We start from the raw sequence: 14,943 nt of genomic DNA, 5'->3' as shown, positions 1-14,943 counted from the left end.
CCCCAGACGGGCTCTGTTGTCCGGTTCCTCCTTGGCTGCGGGCGGTGCCGTAGGCCAGGATCAACGCCATGGACCTCCTGAACACGCTAGTGGACAAGGGACTGCGGCGCGAACTGCCGACCCGCGAAGAAGCCCTCGCCGTACTGGCGACCTCCGACGACGACCTGCTCGAAGTGGTGGCCGCGGCCGGAAAGGTGCGCCGCCAGTGGTTCGGGCGGCGCGTGAAGCTGAACTATCTGGTCAATCTCAAGTCCGGGCTCTGCCCCGAGGACTGCTCGTACTGCTCGCAGCGACTCGGCTCGAAGGCCGAGATCCTCAAGTACACCTGGCTGAAACCGGACGAGGCGTCGAAGGCCGCCGCCGCCGGGGTGGCGGGTGGCGCCAAGCGGGTGTGTCTGGTGGCCAGCGGTCGCGGTCCGACGGACCGGGATGTCGACCGGGTGTCGGAGACCATCGAGGCGATCAAGGAGCGACACGAGGCCGTCGAGGTGTGCGCCTGCCTCGGTCTGCTCTCCGACGGACAGGCCGACCGGCTGCGGTCGGCGGGCGCCGACGCGTACAACCACAACCTCAACACGTCCGAGGGGACGTACGGGGACATCACCACCACCCACACCTATGCGGACCGGGTGGAGACCGTGCAGCAGGCGCAGGCCGCCGGGCTCTCGGCGTGCTCCGGGCTGATCGCCGGGATGGGTGAGAGCGACGCCGATCTGGTCGATGTCGTCTTCTCGCTGCGCGAGCTCGACCCGGACTCGGTGCCGGTGAACTTCCTGATCCCGTTCGAGGGCACTCCGCTGGCCAAGGAGTGGAACCTCACCCCGCAGCGGTGTCTGCGCATTCTGGCGATGGTCAGGTTCCTCTGCCCGGACGTGGAGGTGCGGCTCGCGGGCGGGCGCGAGGTGCATCTGCGCTCGATGCAGCCGCTCGCGCTGCACCTGGTCAACTCGATCTTCCTGGGCGACTACCTCACCAGTGAGGGACAGGCGGGGCAGGCGGATCTGGACATGATCGCGGACGCCGGTTTCGAGGTGGAGGGAGCGGGAACGACGACGTTGCCTGCGCACCGCGCCCAGGCGGGTGGCGGCTGCGGTTCGCATGACGGGGGATGCTCACCCTGCGGCGACGCGCCCACAGAAGCCGCGTCCGAGCCCAGCGAGATTCCGGCTGCACGCACGGATCTGGTGGCAGTCCGCCGTCGCGGCGCGGGTACGGATCTCGCCCCCAATGCCTGAGGCCCTCTCCCCGGCCGAACTGCGGTCCCTGGACCGGGCCCACGTCTGGCATCCGTACGGCCCGATGCCGGGGCGTCAGGAGCCGCTGGTCGTGGAGTCCGCGTCCGGGGTACGGATCCGGCTCGCCGAACCGGCCCACGGGCAGCACGAATTGGTCGACGGCATGTCGTCCTGGTGGTCGGCGGTGCACGGCTACAACCATCCGGTGCTCAATGAAGCGGCACGCGGTCAGCTCGACCGGATGAGTCATGTGATGTTCGGCGGACTCACCCATGAGCCCGCCGTGCGGCTGGCCACGCGGCTGGTCGAGATCACCCCGGAGCCGCTGCAGCATGTCTTCCTCGCCGACTCCGGGTCGGTGTCGGTCGAGGTCGCGGTGAAGATGTGTCTGCAGTACTGGCGCTCGGTCGGGCGGCCGGCCAAGCAGCGGCTGCTGACCTGGCGCGGCGGCTATCACGGGGACACCTGGCAGCCGATGTCGGTGTGCGACCCCGAAGGTGGCATGCACGAACTGTGGTCGGGCGTACTGCCCCGGCAGATCTTCGCGGACGAACCGCCGGCCGGCTTCGACGCGGAGCCGGATGTCGCGTACGTACAGCACTTGTGGGAACTGATCGCGGAGCACGCCGACCGGCTGGCCGCGGTGATCGTGGAGCCGGTGGTGCAGGGCGCGGGCGGGATGCGGTTTCACTCCCCCGCCTATCTGCGGGTGCTGCGCGAGGCGTGCGATGCGCATGACGTGCTGCTGGTGTTCGACGAGATCGCCACCGGTTTCGGCCGTACGGGGAAGCTGTTCGCCGCGGAGCATACGGGGATCTCGCCCGACGTCATGTGCGTGGGCAAGGCGCTGACCGGCGGCTATCTGACGATGGCGGCGACGCTGTGCACCTCGCGGGTGGCGGAGGGCATCTCGCGCGGCGAGGTGCCGGTGCTGGCGCACGGGCCCACGTTCATGGGCAATCCGCTCGCTTCCGCCGTGGCGTGCGCCTCCATCGACCTGCTGCTCGGCCAGGACTGGGAGAAAGAGGTCGAGCGGATCGGCGGCGGACTGCGGGACGGTCTCGCCCCGGCGGCGGAGCTGCCCGGGGTACGGGATGTGCGGGTGCTGGGCGCTGTCGGCGTCGTACAGCTCGATCACGAGGTGGACATGGAGACCGCGACCCGGGCGGCGGTACGGGAGGGCGTGTGGCTGCGGCCGTTCCGCGATCTCGTCTATACGATGCCGCCGTATGTGACCGGTGACGAGGATGTGGCGCGGATCTCCCGCGCCGTGTGCGCGGCTGCGCGGGAGGGCTGAGATGACGGTTCTGGTGGTGACAGGTACGGGCACGGAGATCGGCAAGACGGTCGTGACCGCGGCCGTGGCGGCGGCGTGCCGCGATCGCAGTGTGGCGGTGCTCAAGCCCGCGCAGACGGGCCTGGCCCCCGGCGAGCCCGGGGACGCCGCAGAGGTGGCACGGCTGGCGGGCGGCCATGTGACCACGGTCGAACTGGCCCGGTTCCCCGAGCCGTTGGCACCTGCGACGGCCGCCCGCAGGGCAGGTCTCCCGCCGGTACGGCCGTACGAGATCGCCGAGGCGGCCGAGAAGCTGGCGACCGAACACGATCTGGTGCTGGTCGAGGGTGCGGGGGGACTGCTCGTACGGTTCGACGACGACGGCGCGACCCTGGCCGACGCGGCACGGCTTCTGGGTGCACCGGTCCTGGTCGTGGCGGCGGCCGGACTGGGCACGCTCAATACGACCGCGCTGACCTCGGAGGCTCTGCGGGCCCGGGGGCTGGAGTGCCTCGGTGTGGTGGTGGGCAGCATGCCCGCCGAGCCGGACCTCGCGGCGCGCTGCAATCTGGCGGACCTTCCGGTAGCTGCGGGCGCCCCGCTGCTGGGTGCCGTACCGGCCGGTGCGGGGGCGCTGGATCCTGCCGACTTCCGTGTCCTGGCCGGGAGTTGGCTGGCGGCGGAACTGGGCGGTAATCGGCCGGCCGATTGAGCGGCTGGGCCGCGCGGGACGGGGGAGAATCGAAGTAGCCGTACCTTTCCGGTCGAGCGCCGTGTCGAGGAGGTCCGTCATGCGTCTGCGCAGCACGAAAACCCCGGAGGACGCGGTGCACCACCCCGTCTTCGCCCGGTTCTACGCCCGGATGAGCGTGGCCGCGGAGACCGGGGCGGGTCTGGGCGCGGTGCGCTCGGAGCTGCTGGCCGGTATGTCCGGCCGGGTCATCGAGATAGGTGCGGGCAATGGCCTGAACTTCGCGCACTACCCGCCCGCGGTGTCGGAGGTGGTGGCCATCGAACCCGAGCGCAGCCTGCGACAGTTGGCGGTGCGGTCGGCGCTGCGTGCCGGAATTCCAGTGGATGTGGTGCCGGGCGCGGCGGAGGCCCTGCCGGTGAAGAGCGAGGCGTTCGACGGGGCTGTCACTTCGCTGGTGCTGTGCACAGTACGGAATGTGGAACGTTCGCTCGCGGAACTCGTACGGGTGCTGCGACCGGGCGGCGAGCTGCGCTTCTTCGAGCATGTGCGGGCCGATGACCGGGCCATGGCAGCGACCCAGCGGGCGCTGGACCGTACGGTCTGGCCGCTGGTGATGGGCGGGTGCCACACGGCGCGCGACACCCTGGCCGCCATCGAAAGGGCCGGGTTCACGGTGGAGGCCTACCGCAGGGTCAGGATGCCCGACTGGGGAATCCGGCTGCCCACGTCCGCATGTGTGCTGGGCGTGGCGCGGCGGCCGGCCGTGGTCGACTGACGCATCGGCCACCACCGCGTACCAGCGGCGTCACAGGCTCCACTGGCGCAGTTCGTCGGCGATGGCCCGGACGTCCGCCTTGCCCTCCTTCACCAGTCGAGCCAGGTCGCGCACCTGCTCGGGCGAGGTGATGACCTTCAGCCCGGAGGCGACGAGATAGCCGTATGCGACGGCCGAGGAGAACATCGCGTTCGAGTGTTCGAGCGCTGGAACATGGAGCAGCAACTGCAGCAGGGCAGCGGCCCTGGAGTGCGGGTCGCTGTAGACGGGGCTGCCGAAGATCTCGGCCTCATGACGGGCCACGGCAGCCACGAGCGCACCCCAGTCGACGACCTGCGGATCGCCGGGAGTCTTGTGCTCGGCCACCATGAGCAGCCAGGAAAGGTCGATCTGGAGGTTCAACGCGTGCCTTTGCACTCCGGGCCGAACTCCTCGGCGAACACCGACTCGTACTGCTTCATGAAGTCGGCCGCGGCTTCGACAAAGGTGTGTCCGACCTCGCCCGCATCCTGCTTCACGAGCTCCTCTATGTAGCGGTTCACGCTCATTCCCCTCTGCAGCGCGCGCTGTCGCGCGGCCTCTGCCGTGGCCTCGTCCACTCTCACGTTCAGCTGAGTCTTGGGCACAGAAACACGCTAGCGCGGGTGCGCTAGCACCGGCAAGAGGAGCCCTCCGGTGCCCCGTACACCGGTCGCCCGTGACCACATGGCGGAATTCGTCCTCCGAATGCTCTGTCGGCTCTGCGAGGGCGCCGCCCAGCGCAAGGAGAACGGTACCGCCGGGATGCGGTGGCCCCTCGGAAGCGGGTTGCGACGGCCGTGTACGCCCGCCCGAAAGGCCCTCCCCGGCCTGCTTCGCCTCACGCGCCGTCGACCTTGCGGTGTTACAAAGGGCAATGTGGCCAGACGTTTCGGCCGATTCCGGAACGCACCGGTTCGGTCACTCACGGAGAAACACCCTTGGAGCCTTGCCGGGCAGGTCTTCGCCCTGCAGGTGGCTCTGGTGGTGTTCCTCGTTGCGGCCGCGGTGCTGGCACTCCTGCTGCAGTCACGGCACGACACCAACGCGGAGGCGAGACAGCGTTCGGTTGCCGTCGCGGAGACGTTCGCGCACTCACCGGGCGTCCTGGCCGCGCTGAAGTCACCCGATCCCTCCAAAGTGCTCCAGCCGCTCACCGAGGCGGCCCGGAAAGCGGCCGGCGTCGACTTCATCGTGGTGACGGACACGAAAGGGATCCGCTACACGCATCCCCAGCCGAGCCAGATCGGGAAGAGGTTTGTCGGCACCATCGGGCCATCGCTGGCCGGCCATGTGTACACCGAGACCGTCAAAGGCCCGCTCGGCCACGAGGTGCAGGCGACCGTCCCCATCTACAACCTCGGTCACAAAGTCGTGGGCCTGGTGTCGGCCGGCATGAAGGTCGAGAACGTGACCAGTGTGGTGTCCCGACAGATTCCGATCATCCTCGGCACCGGAGCCGCCGCGCTCGTCGTGGCCACGGCCGGGACGGCGCTGGTGGCCAGACGGCTGCGGCGGCAGACCCACCGTCTGGGCCCCGCCGAGATGACTCGCATGTACGAGCATCACGACGCGGTGCTGCACGCCGTACGCGAAGGCGTGCTCATCGTCGGCAACGACGGTCGGCTGCTGCTGGCGAACGACGAGGCCAGACGGCTGCTGGATCTGCCGCACGATGCCGAGGGGCGGCACATCTCGGACTTGCCCGGCCTTGATCCCGGCACGGTGGAACTGCTGACCTCGGGCCGTGCGGCCACGGACGAAGTGCTCCTCGCCGGGGACCGCTTGCTCGCGGTGAACCAGCGCCCCACGGATCGTCACGGCGGCCCCGAGGGAACGGTCGCGACGTTGCGTGACTCCACAGAGCTGCGGGCACTGTCCGGAAAGGCGGAGGTAGCCCGCCAGCGGCTGAGACTGCTGTACGACGCCGGGCTCGGCATCGGCACCACCCTCGACGTGGTGAGTACGGCCGAGGAACTGGCGAAGGTCGCGGTCCCCCGGCTGGCCGACTTCGTCACCGTCGATCTGGCCGACTCGGTCCTGCACGGGGACGAGCCGACCAGTACGGGCGCGGACATGCGCCGCACCGCCATCCAGGGCATCCGGGACGACCATCCCCTCTATGAGCGCGGCCGCCTGATCGACTTCCTCCCCTCCACGCCGCAGGCACGGGCCTTCGGCAGCGGCCGGCCGGAGCTGGTGCCCGACCTGTCCACCGCACCCGGCTGGCTTGCCCAGGAACCGGAGCGGACACGCAGGATCGTCGAGTACGGCATCCATTCGCTCATAACGGTGCCCCTCCAGGCGCGGGGCGTCATCCTGGGCATGGCCAATTTCTGGCGCTCGGAGAAGCCCCAGCCGTTCGAGGAGGACGACCTGTCCCTGGCCGAAGAACTGGTCGCCCGGGCGGCGGTCAGCATCGACAACGCCCGCCGCTACACCCGTGAGCACGCCATGGCCGTGACTCTGCAGCGCAGCCTGCTCCCGCGTGCCCTGCCCCAGCAGAGCGCCCTTGAGGTCGCCCATCGCTATCTGCCCGCACTCTCCGGGGTGAGTGGCGACTGGTTCGATGTGATCCCGCTACCGGGCGGCCGGGTGGCGCTGGTCGTCGGGGATGTCGTCGGCCACGGCCTGCACGCAGCCGCCACGATGGGACGGCTGCGCACTGCCGTGCACAACTTCTCCACACTCGACCTGCCGCCCGACGAGATCCTCGGCCACCTCGACGACCTGGTCGGGCGTATCGACCAGGAGGATGTGGAGACGACCGCCGGTGCGGTGATCACAGGCGCCACCTGCCTGTACGCGATCTACGATCCCGTCTCCCGCCACTGCGTCATGGCGCGGGCCGGGCATCCCTTGCCCGCGCTGGTCCAGCCCGACGGCAGTGTGTCGTTCCCCGACCTGCCAGCCGGGCCGCCCCTGGGCCTGGGCGGTATGCCGTTCGAGACCGCGGAACTGGAGCTGACTGAGGGCACGCAGCTCGTCCTCTACACCGACGGGCTCATCGAGGACCGCACCCGGGACATCGACGTGGGGATGGAGCTGCTGCGTCAGGCGCTGGCGTCCCATCCCGATCGGCCACCGGAGGAGAGCTGCCAGGCGGTGCTCGGCGAGCTCCTGCCCAGCCGGCCGAAGGACGATGTGGCTCTGCTCATCGCTCGCACACGGGCGATCCCGCCCGACCACGTCGCCGACTGGGACGTGCCGTTCGATCCCGCCGCTGTGGCGGGGATGCGCGCCGCCGTGGCCGAGAAGCTCGACGACTGGGGTCTGTCCGAGCTCGCGTTCGCCATGGAGCTGGTGCTCAGTGAGCTGATCACCAACGCCATCCGCCACGGTTCCGCACCGGTCACGATGCGGCTGCTGCGTGACCACACCCTGACCTGCGAGGTGGCCGACAGCAGCAGTACCTCGCCCCATCTGCGGTATGCCGCTGCACTGGATGAAGGAGGCCGCGGCCTGTTCCTCGTCGCGCAACTGGCCGAACGCTGGGGCACCCGCTACACCCCCCAGGGAAAGGTCATCTGGGCGGAGCTGGCACTGCCCCGACCCGACGGGAGTGTGGACGGCACGGCGTTCTTGAACATCCTTGAAGCGGAACTCTGACGGCCGGATCTCCGCGCGGAAATCGTTCGTCGAGCGGGCCGTACCTCTGCTTGGCTCGCCCCATGAGTGATCTCCACATCCGCTGCGCCGACCTCATCGATATCGACCCCGTGTTGCGGTTCTGGCACGAAGCCGCGGAAGGAACGAGCATCAGCGACGACCACGACGGGGTGGCGCGACTCATCTCAAGGGACCCCGGGGCCCTGCTTCTCGCAGAGCACGACGGCCTTCTCACGGGAACCGTCATAGCCGGTTTCGATGGTTGGCGATGCTCCGCCTACCGGCTGGCCGTACACCCGGACTGCCGTCGGCAAGGCATCGCCACCGCCTTGATGGAAGCAGCGGAACAGCGGTTCGTCTCCCTGGGCGGGCGACGGGTGGACGCCATGGTCCTGGAAGCCAACGAACGGGCACATCACACGTGGGCTGCGGGTGGCTACCACCGCGAGGATCGCTGGCGGCGGTGGGTGAAGCCCCTCACGGACTGACACGATCACCCGAAAGGGCGGACAACTTTGCCGATCCTTTACGATGGGTGGTCTCCTGACCGATCCTTCCGAAAGGTGTGAGCGTCCGCCCATGGGCGAGCCTCCCAGTAGTCGACATCGCCGACATCGAGCGATCCTCCTGCCCCTGCCGGATCATGGGACGGAGGTGAACCGATGACCGAAGTGCTTCTGCTGCTGGTGGCGGTACTGCTCTCGCTCGCCTGCGGCGCCTTCGTCGCGGCTGAGTTCTCTCTGACGACCGTCGAGCGCGGTCAGCTCGAACGGGCCGTGGAGCAGGGTGAGCGCGGCGCGGCGAGCGCCATGAAGGCCGTACGCAGCCTGACCTTCCAGCTCTCCGGCGCACAGCTCGGCATCACCGTCACCAATCTGGTGGTCGGCATGCTCTCCGAACCGTCGATCGCGAAGCTGATCCGCGGTCCGGTGGAGGCCGTGGGCCTGTCCCCCGGCGTGGCATCCTCCCTGGCCCTCGTCCTGGGAACCGCGCTGTCCACCGTGTTCCTGATGGTCGTCGGCGAACTCGTCCCGAAGAACTGGGCGATCTCCTCCCCGCTCGCCGTGGCGAAGGCCGTTGCGACCCCGCAGCGGGCCTTCACCGCCATCTTCCGGCCGTTCATCAGCCACCTCAACAACACCGCGAACCGAATCGTGCGCCGCATCGGCCTGGAACCGGCCGAGGAGCTGGCCTCCGCCCGCAGCCCGCAGGAGCTGGTGGCACTGGCCCGGCACTCGGCGAGGGCGGGCGCACTGGAGGCCGACACCGCGGAACTGTTCGTCCGCACCCTCAATCTGGCGGAGCTCACGGCGGAGAACGTCATGACCCCGCGGGTGCAGGTCACCGCACTTGAGGTGCAGGCGACCGCCGAGGACGTCGCGAACGCCACCCGCGCGACCGGGCTGTCCCGCTTCCCCGTCTACCGGGGCAACCTGGATACCGTCGTCGGCGTGGCACACATCAAGGACGTGCTGGCCCTCCCGGCCGAGCAGCGGCCCCGTACACGCGTCTCGCAGATGCTGCGCGAGCCCCTGCTCGTACCGGAGACCCTCACCGTGGACCGGCTTCTGGACCGGCTGTCCGGCAAGCTCGCCATGGCCGTCGTCATCGACGAGTACGGCGGTACGGCCGGCGTCGTGACTCTGGAGGACATCGTCGAGGAGGTGGTCGGCGAGGTGCGCGACGAGCACGACCCGCACGAGACGCCGGACCTGGCACCGGCGGGTGAGGACGCCGACGGACGGACCCTGTGGTCGGCCGACGGCGCCGCTCGCCTCGATCAGCTGAAGAGGATCGGACTGCGGGTGCCGGACGGACCGTACGAGACACTCGCCGGACTTGTCGCCACCGAGGTCGGCCGCATCCCTGCCGTCGGTGATTCGATCGAGTTGGCCGGCTGGCGGCTCGATGTGGTGGACGCCTCCGGGCGCCGTGCGGCGCGAGCCCTGCTGCATGCGCCGCTGCCCGGCGACGACGAGCAGACGGAGGACGCACGATGACCGCCGTCCAGCTCTTCATCGGACTGATGACACTGGTCGTCAACGCCTTCTTCGTCGGCGCGGAGTTCGCGCTGATCTCCGTACGCCGCAGCCAGATAGAGCCGGAGGCCGAAAACGGGAACCGGCGGGCGCGAAGCGTCATCTGGGGCCTCGAACACGTATCGGCGCTGCTCGCGGCGGCACAGCTGGGCATCACCCTCTGCACGCTGGTCCTCGGCATCGTCGCCGAACCGGCCATCGCGCATCTGCTGGAACCCGTCTTCACCGCGGTGGGTGTGCCGCTCGGACTGATCCATCCGATCTCGTTCGTGATCGCGCTGTCCGCGGCGACCTATCTGCACATGCTGCTCGGCGAGATGGTGCCGAAGAACATCGCTCTGGCCGAGCCCGTGCGGACCGCGCTGCTGCTCGGACCGCCGCTGGTGGCCCTCGCCAGGGCGCTTCGTCCGGTGATCTTCGCCGTCAACGCCTTCGCCAACACGCTGCTGAAGCTCCTGCGGGTCGAGACGAAGGACGAGGTGTCCGCCACGTTCTCCGACGACGAACTGGCCCGGCTGGTCAAGGACGCCGGGGACGCCGGGCTGGTCGACGACCGCGCGGCCGAGCGGCTGCACCACGCCCTTGAACTGGGCCGTCGCCCGGTGCGGGATGTGGTGATGCCGGTGGAGCGGGTGGTGTACGCCAGGATCGGGACGACGCCGGAACAGTTGGAACAGCTCTCGTACGAGACCGGTTTCTCGCGTTTCCCGGTGATGGACAGCGAGGAGCGGATCCTGGGCTACCTCCATGTGAAGGACGCCCTGGACGCCACACCGCGCGATGTGCCGTTCCCCGTGTCGGCAATGCGGCCGATCGCCCGGGTGCGGGCCGCCACACCGCTCGACGACGTACTGACCGCGCTGCGGCGCAGCCGCACACATCTGGCGGCGGTTCTGGACGAGGACGATCGACTCGCCGGAATGGTCACGATGGAGGATGTGCTGCGCGAACTGGTGGGCCGACCGCAGGCGCGCTGACCGGTGGGCGAGGGCCGCTGGGGGCCAGGTGCGGGTTCGATCGCAGGCAGGCTACCGGTGGCCGGCGGGGGCGCGGTGCGGGTTCGGCCGCGCCCTCCCGCAGAAGGGGTCGCCACCCGGCTCGGTTAAGCTGACAGTCCATGGCAATAAGCACCGCACTATGGTCATTCGCCCTCGTCGTAGGGCTCCTCACCCTCACTCCGGGCCTCGACACGGCCCTCATCCTTCGCACCTCGGCGCTCGGTCGCCGCAAGCGTGCACTCGGTGTCGTCCTCGGCATCCAGAGCGGAACCCTGGTCTGGGGCGCGCTCACCTCGCTCGGTGTCACGGCACTGCTCACCGCCTCGCACATCGCATACGAAGCGCTGCGTTACGCCGGAGCCGCATATCTGCTCTGGATGGGCGGACGCATGATCATCAACACCTTGCGCGGCCGGGGCGCCGAGGAGGTGGAGGTGCCTGAGGCCGAGGCCCGTGCCCTGACTTCTCAAGGAACCGACAGGCTCGCTGCCGGGTGGCGGCAGGGCGCCCTGACCAATCTGCTCAATCCGAAGATGGGCGTGTTCTACGTGGCCGTGCTGCCCCAGTTCATCCCGGCAGGCGCCCCTCACTTCGCCACAGGCCTCCTGCTGACCGGGGTGCACATCGCGCTCGGCCTGCTCTGGTCGGCCCTGCTGGTCGCCTTCGCCCAGGTGCTGCGGAGCTGGCTGCAGCGCCCGCAGGCCCGTCAACTGCTCGACCGGATCACCGGGACCGTCATCGCCGGGTTCGGGCTGCGGCTGGCCCTGAGCGACTGAGGACGCGACCGCCGACAGCGCGCTGCGACGCCCGGTACCTGGCCGTCGCCTTCTGGAAGGGGCGGGACCCCACCGCGATACGATCGCATCGCCATGGAAATGAATGCCTGCTACACCAGTCTTGTCGCGGTCGGCGACTCGTTCACCGAGGGCATGTCGGACCTGCTGCCCGACGGCTCATACCGGGGCTGGGCAGACGTCCTCGCCGGACGGCTCGCGGTCCGCACTCCGGCATTCCGGTACGCGAATCTCGCCGTACGGGGCAAGTTGATCGCCCAGATCGTCGACGAGCAGGTCGATGCGGCCGCCGCCATGCAGGCGGATGTCATCACGCTCGTCGGCGGTCTCAACGACACGCTGCGGCCCAAGTGCGACATGGGCATGGTCCGCGGAAGGCTCGAAGAGGCCGTGGAGCGTCTCGCGCCCTCGTGCAGGAAGCTTGTGCTCATGCGCAGTCCCGGTCGCAACGGACCGGTGATGGAACGTTTCCGTCCTCGGATGGAGGAGTTGTTCTCCCTGGTCGACGAGTTGGCTGCCCGCCACGGAGCGTCGGTCGTCGATCTTTACGGAGCACCGGCCCTGGGCGATCCCCGGCTGTGGGACGTCGACCGGCTGCATCTGACGGCCGACGGCCACCGCCGCGTGGCGGAGGCCGTCTGGCAGACGCTGGGGCTGCCGCCGGAGAACGACTGGCGGATGCCGCTCCCGGCCGCCGTCCCTCCGAAATGGGCGATACGACGCGTCGACGACCTCCGCTTCGCCCGCCGGCACCTCATGCCGTGGATCGGCCGCCGTCTGACCGGCCGTTCGTCCGGAGACGGGCGGACGGGCGCCCAGTACAGCGCCGAACTGGGGAGAGCGTTCTGGGTCACCCCCGAGGACGCCCATGCCCCCGGCCCGGTGGCGACGTGGCGCCAGGTGGATGTGACTCCGCTCTCGTAGCAACCCACACACCGGGCCACGGCGCTGGCCTGCACAAACCGCCAGAGATTCTCACTGCCGGCCGGCTCGGCCCCGTGGAAAGCGTCCCACGCGGCCGCGGCCATCCGCAGGTCTTCGACTTCCACGTGGACGTACTTGGCCTTTGTGAAGGCCGCGTTCGTGTGCCCCGCCCAGGCGGCGAGGACGACGTCCGGCACACCATTCACAGCGAGGTAGCTGAGGCACGAGTGCCGCGCGTCGCAAAGCCGCACCCGTCGCGTCTCCAGCTCACACATGAGCCGGTGGGCGTGCTCGCGGACTGCCCTCGACGGTGGACACGGCCAGCCCCGTACCGGGCTCACCTCCCTTCCGTCGGCCGTTGATGGTGGTCGGCTCGACGTCGCGGGCTTTCCGCTTCAGTCACTCATCGAGCATCGAGCCATTCCCCCACCGTGATCTTGTTCGGGGTTACGGGAGTGCTGGCGCTTCCGCTCGCGATGGATGATGCACGCCAGTTCGGCACGGGCCTCCTTCAGGGTGTCCTTGGTGACGGTCGGGTGCGTTCCACGTGGTCGGGGCCGCCGAACACGAACTCGCCACCGTGTGAAGGGGCGGGCGGCCCCGGGCGCCCGTCATACGGGGCGGGACTGTTCGGCACAGGACGCGGTCCGAACGCATCCGGCCCAGCACCTGCACCGGCAGATCCTTCAACAGGAGGACCAGGCGGGGCACGTCGTATCCGGCGTCCACGCGTCCACCACGATCAGAACGTCCGGATCGCCGTCTTTCCACTGCCCGGCCGTCATCAGCCGCTCGACGAGTTCACGCATCTGCCCGGCCGTGAGGGGGAGAACTCACCCCGTAAGCGTGACAGTTCCGCACACGGATCCTGCCGGACAGCATGATGCAACAGACTCATCCCCACGGCCTCGTGCTGAGCTTGTGTGTTCCTTGGTCGGATCACACGCTCAGCCGAAGACCGCCTGCACGCAGGGCAGTTACCAGGCCAGGTGATCAAGCACGAGAAGCCGTTCGACACCCGAGGTTAAAGATCAAGCTAGTCGCCCCACTGCCAGTACTGTTCGGGCCGAGCTGGCGTGCCGCAGCCGGAGAGTGTCAGCCGGGGGCTCTGCCGGTTCCGGTCATCCCATCGAGCAGGGAGTTCGCGGTCGTCCTGGTACAGGCAGCGGTTGCCGTCCCCCTCGATCCGCCATGCTGTGCGCTTCCATGTTGTGCTCTTCCACGGCGCACGTGCCCACTTCTGGCTCCCACTGTCCTTGCGGCACGGTTCGAGCCCGACTCCCGGGCCGATGGCCGTGAGGCAGAGGACCGGCTCGTGCCGGAGCCTGATGGTGCCGTCGCGCCTCATCTCCCATTGCTGCGCGGATGACCCGTCGCACGCGTGGATGCGAACCGCCCGGGCTCCGCTCGGACCGCCGGCCGCGTCGAGGCACTGTGCCGGATCCGCGCCGGTGAAGAACGTGGTGCGGCCGATGTCACCGAGGATCTCACCGGCTCGTGGAGCCCGGTGGACCTGTTCGTACTGCCGGTGAGTCCACAGGTCCCAATCTCTTTGCAGAGGGCCGCGGTAGGGCTGGACATTCGTGCACCAGCCAGTGACACGGCACTTTCGGCTGGCGATGTACCAGCGAGCCACCTCATCCTTCTCGGTGGCCTGTCCGGGGGTGAGATCCGCCGGCTTCGCCGACATCCTGTACCCGAGGTACGACGTGACGGGAACTCCGAGGGCGTAGCCCACCCTCCGGAAGTACCGGGCCGTGATGCCGTGGTCGCTGTGGTCGACGCCGCCTCCGAGCCCGAAAGCGAAGGACGCATTGTCGTGGTCCATGGTGAGGATGCGTTCCGCTCGGCTGCGCCTGACCAATCCGGAAAGTGTTGTGAGCAGTCGTTCTTCGCTGAAGCTCACGCCGCCCAGGAACCCGTAGACGCTCTGTCTGTTTGCGTCGTAGAGCCTGAGCACGCTGTTCGCCTCCTGCCCCTGGGGAAGCCCGTCGTGGAGATCCAGGAAGGTCAGCCGTACGTCGGCGCTTCGGGCTCGGTCGGCGAGCCGAAACGACCGGACCCGGAAACCGCCCGACTGCACGTCGGACTGGTCCCAGCGATTGGCCGCCTCCGCCATCGCGGCATAGGCCGACCGCACCCCGTACTCCCTGCGATCCACGTACTCCAGCGCCTTCACACGGTTCTTGATGGCATCGTCGCCCGCGGTCAAATAGATCGTGTCGACCGGGCACCCCGCCCGGATGGTCCGCATGATCTCGGGATTCAGGAAGAACAGGTCGTCGTCGGGGTGCGCCACACCCACCAGGGTGCGAAGGCACCGCGAAGTCTCCTTCTGCGAGGCAGCCATCGTGCCGGGGTCGGGGGACAGGACCGGCTCGGGGGAGCAGCCGGAGACCAGCACGGCGCACATGGCCACCGCAACCGACAGTGCGCGGGACACGTGTCGTGGACGACGACGGCTTCCGCTCACCCGCGACCTCCTCACCGTGTGCCTCTCCAGCGGATGATCACCGCACGGACCGGACAGAGCCAACCGACTCGCCGCACGGACACCCGGCCGGCGGCCGGACGCAGTGCA

15 protein-coding genes are annotated in these 14,943 nt (G+C 69.1%); 10 read left to right on the top strand and 5 right to left on the bottom strand.

What is annotated here, in order from left to right; all coding sequences use genetic code 11:
- Positions 1 to 68: 68 nt before the first annotated feature.
- The 4 genes from bioB to OG609_RS35440 all read left to right on the top strand — a co-directional run bounded on the left by bioB (position 69) and on the right by OG609_RS35440 (position 3,980).
- Positions 69 to 1,235: a biotin synthase BioB gene (bioB, locus tag OG609_RS35455; RefSeq protein ID WP_327276567.1), complete on the top strand. Its 1,167-nt coding sequence runs from the start codon at positions 69 to 71 to the stop codon at positions 1,233 to 1,235.
- Positions 1,228 to 2,532 (top strand): adenosylmethionine--8-amino-7-oxononanoate transaminase, encoded by a 1,305-nt coding sequence (locus OG609_RS35450; RefSeq protein WP_327276566.1) that lies wholly within the window; start codon positions 1,228 to 1,230, stop codon positions 2,530 to 2,532. Before bioB ends, OG609_RS35450 begins: the two co-directional genes overlap by 8 nt.
- A gap of 1 nt (position 2,533) precedes the next feature.
- Positions 2,534 to 3,223 carry a dethiobiotin synthase gene (bioD, locus tag OG609_RS35445; protein WP_327276565.1) on the top strand — a complete coding sequence of 230 codons (690 nt, stop codon included), beginning with the start codon at positions 2,534 to 2,536 and terminating at the stop codon, positions 3,221 to 3,223.
- A gap of 79 nt (positions 3,224 to 3,302) precedes the next feature.
- Entirely contained in the window at positions 3,303 to 3,980 is a 678-nt protein-coding gene (locus OG609_RS35440; protein WP_327276564.1) for a class I SAM-dependent methyltransferase, read from the top strand.
- 30 nt (positions 3,981 to 4,010) lie between these two features.
- Here the strand turns inward: OG609_RS35440 and OG609_RS35435 are convergent, their stop codons facing one another.
- Together OG609_RS35435 and OG609_RS35430 are read right to left on the bottom strand one after the other, a co-directional pair.
- The gene (locus OG609_RS35435; protein WP_093551070.1) at positions 4,011 to 4,382 is read right to left on the bottom strand and encodes a fic family toxin-antitoxin system, toxin component; all 372 of its coding nucleotides are present in this window, start codon (positions 4,380 to 4,382) and stop codon (positions 4,011 to 4,013) included.
- A complete protein-coding gene (locus OG609_RS35430) occupies positions 4,379 to 4,606 on the bottom strand; it encodes an antitoxin (RefSeq protein WP_093893369.1) in 228 nt (75 codons plus the stop codon). The genes OG609_RS35435 and OG609_RS35430 overlap by 4 nt, the downstream gene beginning before the upstream one ends.
- Before the next feature lie 271 nt (positions 4,607 to 4,877).
- On the opposite strand from OG609_RS35430, the gene OG609_RS35425 reads away from it, so the two are divergent.
- The 6 genes from OG609_RS35425 to OG609_RS35400 all read left to right on the top strand — a co-directional run bounded on the left by OG609_RS35425 (position 4,878) and on the right by OG609_RS35400 (position 12,362).
- Positions 4,878 to 7,607, top strand: a complete 2,730-nt coding sequence (locus OG609_RS35425) for a SpoIIE family protein phosphatase (protein ID WP_327276563.1) — start codon at positions 4,878 to 4,880, stop codon at positions 7,605 to 7,607.
- 62 nt (positions 7,608 to 7,669) lie between these two features.
- Positions 7,670 to 8,095 carry a GNAT family N-acetyltransferase gene (locus OG609_RS35420; RefSeq protein WP_327276562.1) on the top strand — a complete coding sequence of 142 codons (426 nt, stop codon included), beginning with the start codon at positions 7,670 to 7,672 and terminating at the stop codon, positions 8,093 to 8,095.
- 174 nt (positions 8,096 to 8,269) lie between these two features.
- Positions 8,270 to 9,607, top strand: a complete 1,338-nt coding sequence (locus tag OG609_RS35415) for a hemolysin family protein (protein ID WP_327276561.1) — start codon at positions 8,270 to 8,272, stop codon at positions 9,605 to 9,607.
- Positions 9,604 to 10,623 (top strand): hemolysin family protein, encoded by a 1,020-nt coding sequence (locus tag OG609_RS35410; RefSeq protein ID WP_327276560.1) that lies wholly within the window; start codon positions 9,604 to 9,606, stop codon positions 10,621 to 10,623. The genes OG609_RS35415 and OG609_RS35410 overlap by 4 nt, the downstream gene beginning before the upstream one ends.
- Positions 10,624 to 10,763: 140 nt before the next feature.
- Entirely contained in the window at positions 10,764 to 11,420 is a 657-nt protein-coding gene (locus OG609_RS35405; RefSeq protein WP_327276559.1) for a LysE family translocator, read from the top strand.
- Positions 11,421 to 11,513: 93 nt separating this feature from the next.
- On the top strand, positions 11,514 to 12,362 hold the full coding sequence (locus OG609_RS35400) for an SGNH/GDSL hydrolase family protein (protein WP_327276558.1): 849 nt from the start codon (positions 11,514 to 11,516) through the stop codon (positions 12,360 to 12,362).
- 447 nt (positions 12,363 to 12,809) lie between these two features.
- Here the strand turns inward: OG609_RS35400 and OG609_RS35395 are convergent, their stop codons facing one another.
- The 3 genes from OG609_RS35395 to OG609_RS35385 all read right to left on the bottom strand — a co-directional run bounded on the left by OG609_RS35395 (position 12,810) and on the right by OG609_RS35385 (position 14,835).
- The gene (locus OG609_RS35395) at positions 12,810 to 13,031 is read right to left on the bottom strand and encodes a hypothetical protein (protein WP_327278291.1); all 222 of its coding nucleotides are present in this window, start codon (positions 13,029 to 13,031) and stop codon (positions 12,810 to 12,812) included.
- A 17-nt stretch (positions 13,032 to 13,048) separates the two neighbouring features.
- A complete protein-coding gene (locus tag OG609_RS35390) occupies positions 13,049 to 13,171 on the bottom strand; it encodes a hypothetical protein (protein ID WP_327278423.1) in 123 nt (40 codons plus the stop codon).
- Positions 13,172 to 13,398: 227 nt separating this feature from the next.
- Entirely contained in the window at positions 13,399 to 14,835 is a 1,437-nt protein-coding gene (locus OG609_RS35385; protein ID WP_327276557.1) for a ricin-type beta-trefoil lectin domain protein, read from the bottom strand.
- Positions 14,836 to 14,943 lie beyond the last annotated feature (108 nt).

The organism is Streptomyces sp. NBC_01224 (assembly GCF_036002945.1).
Classification (GTDB): Bacteria; Actinomycetota; Actinomycetes; order Streptomycetales; family Streptomycetaceae; genus Streptomyces.
This window is presented reverse-complemented; position numbering and strand designations above follow the sequence as displayed.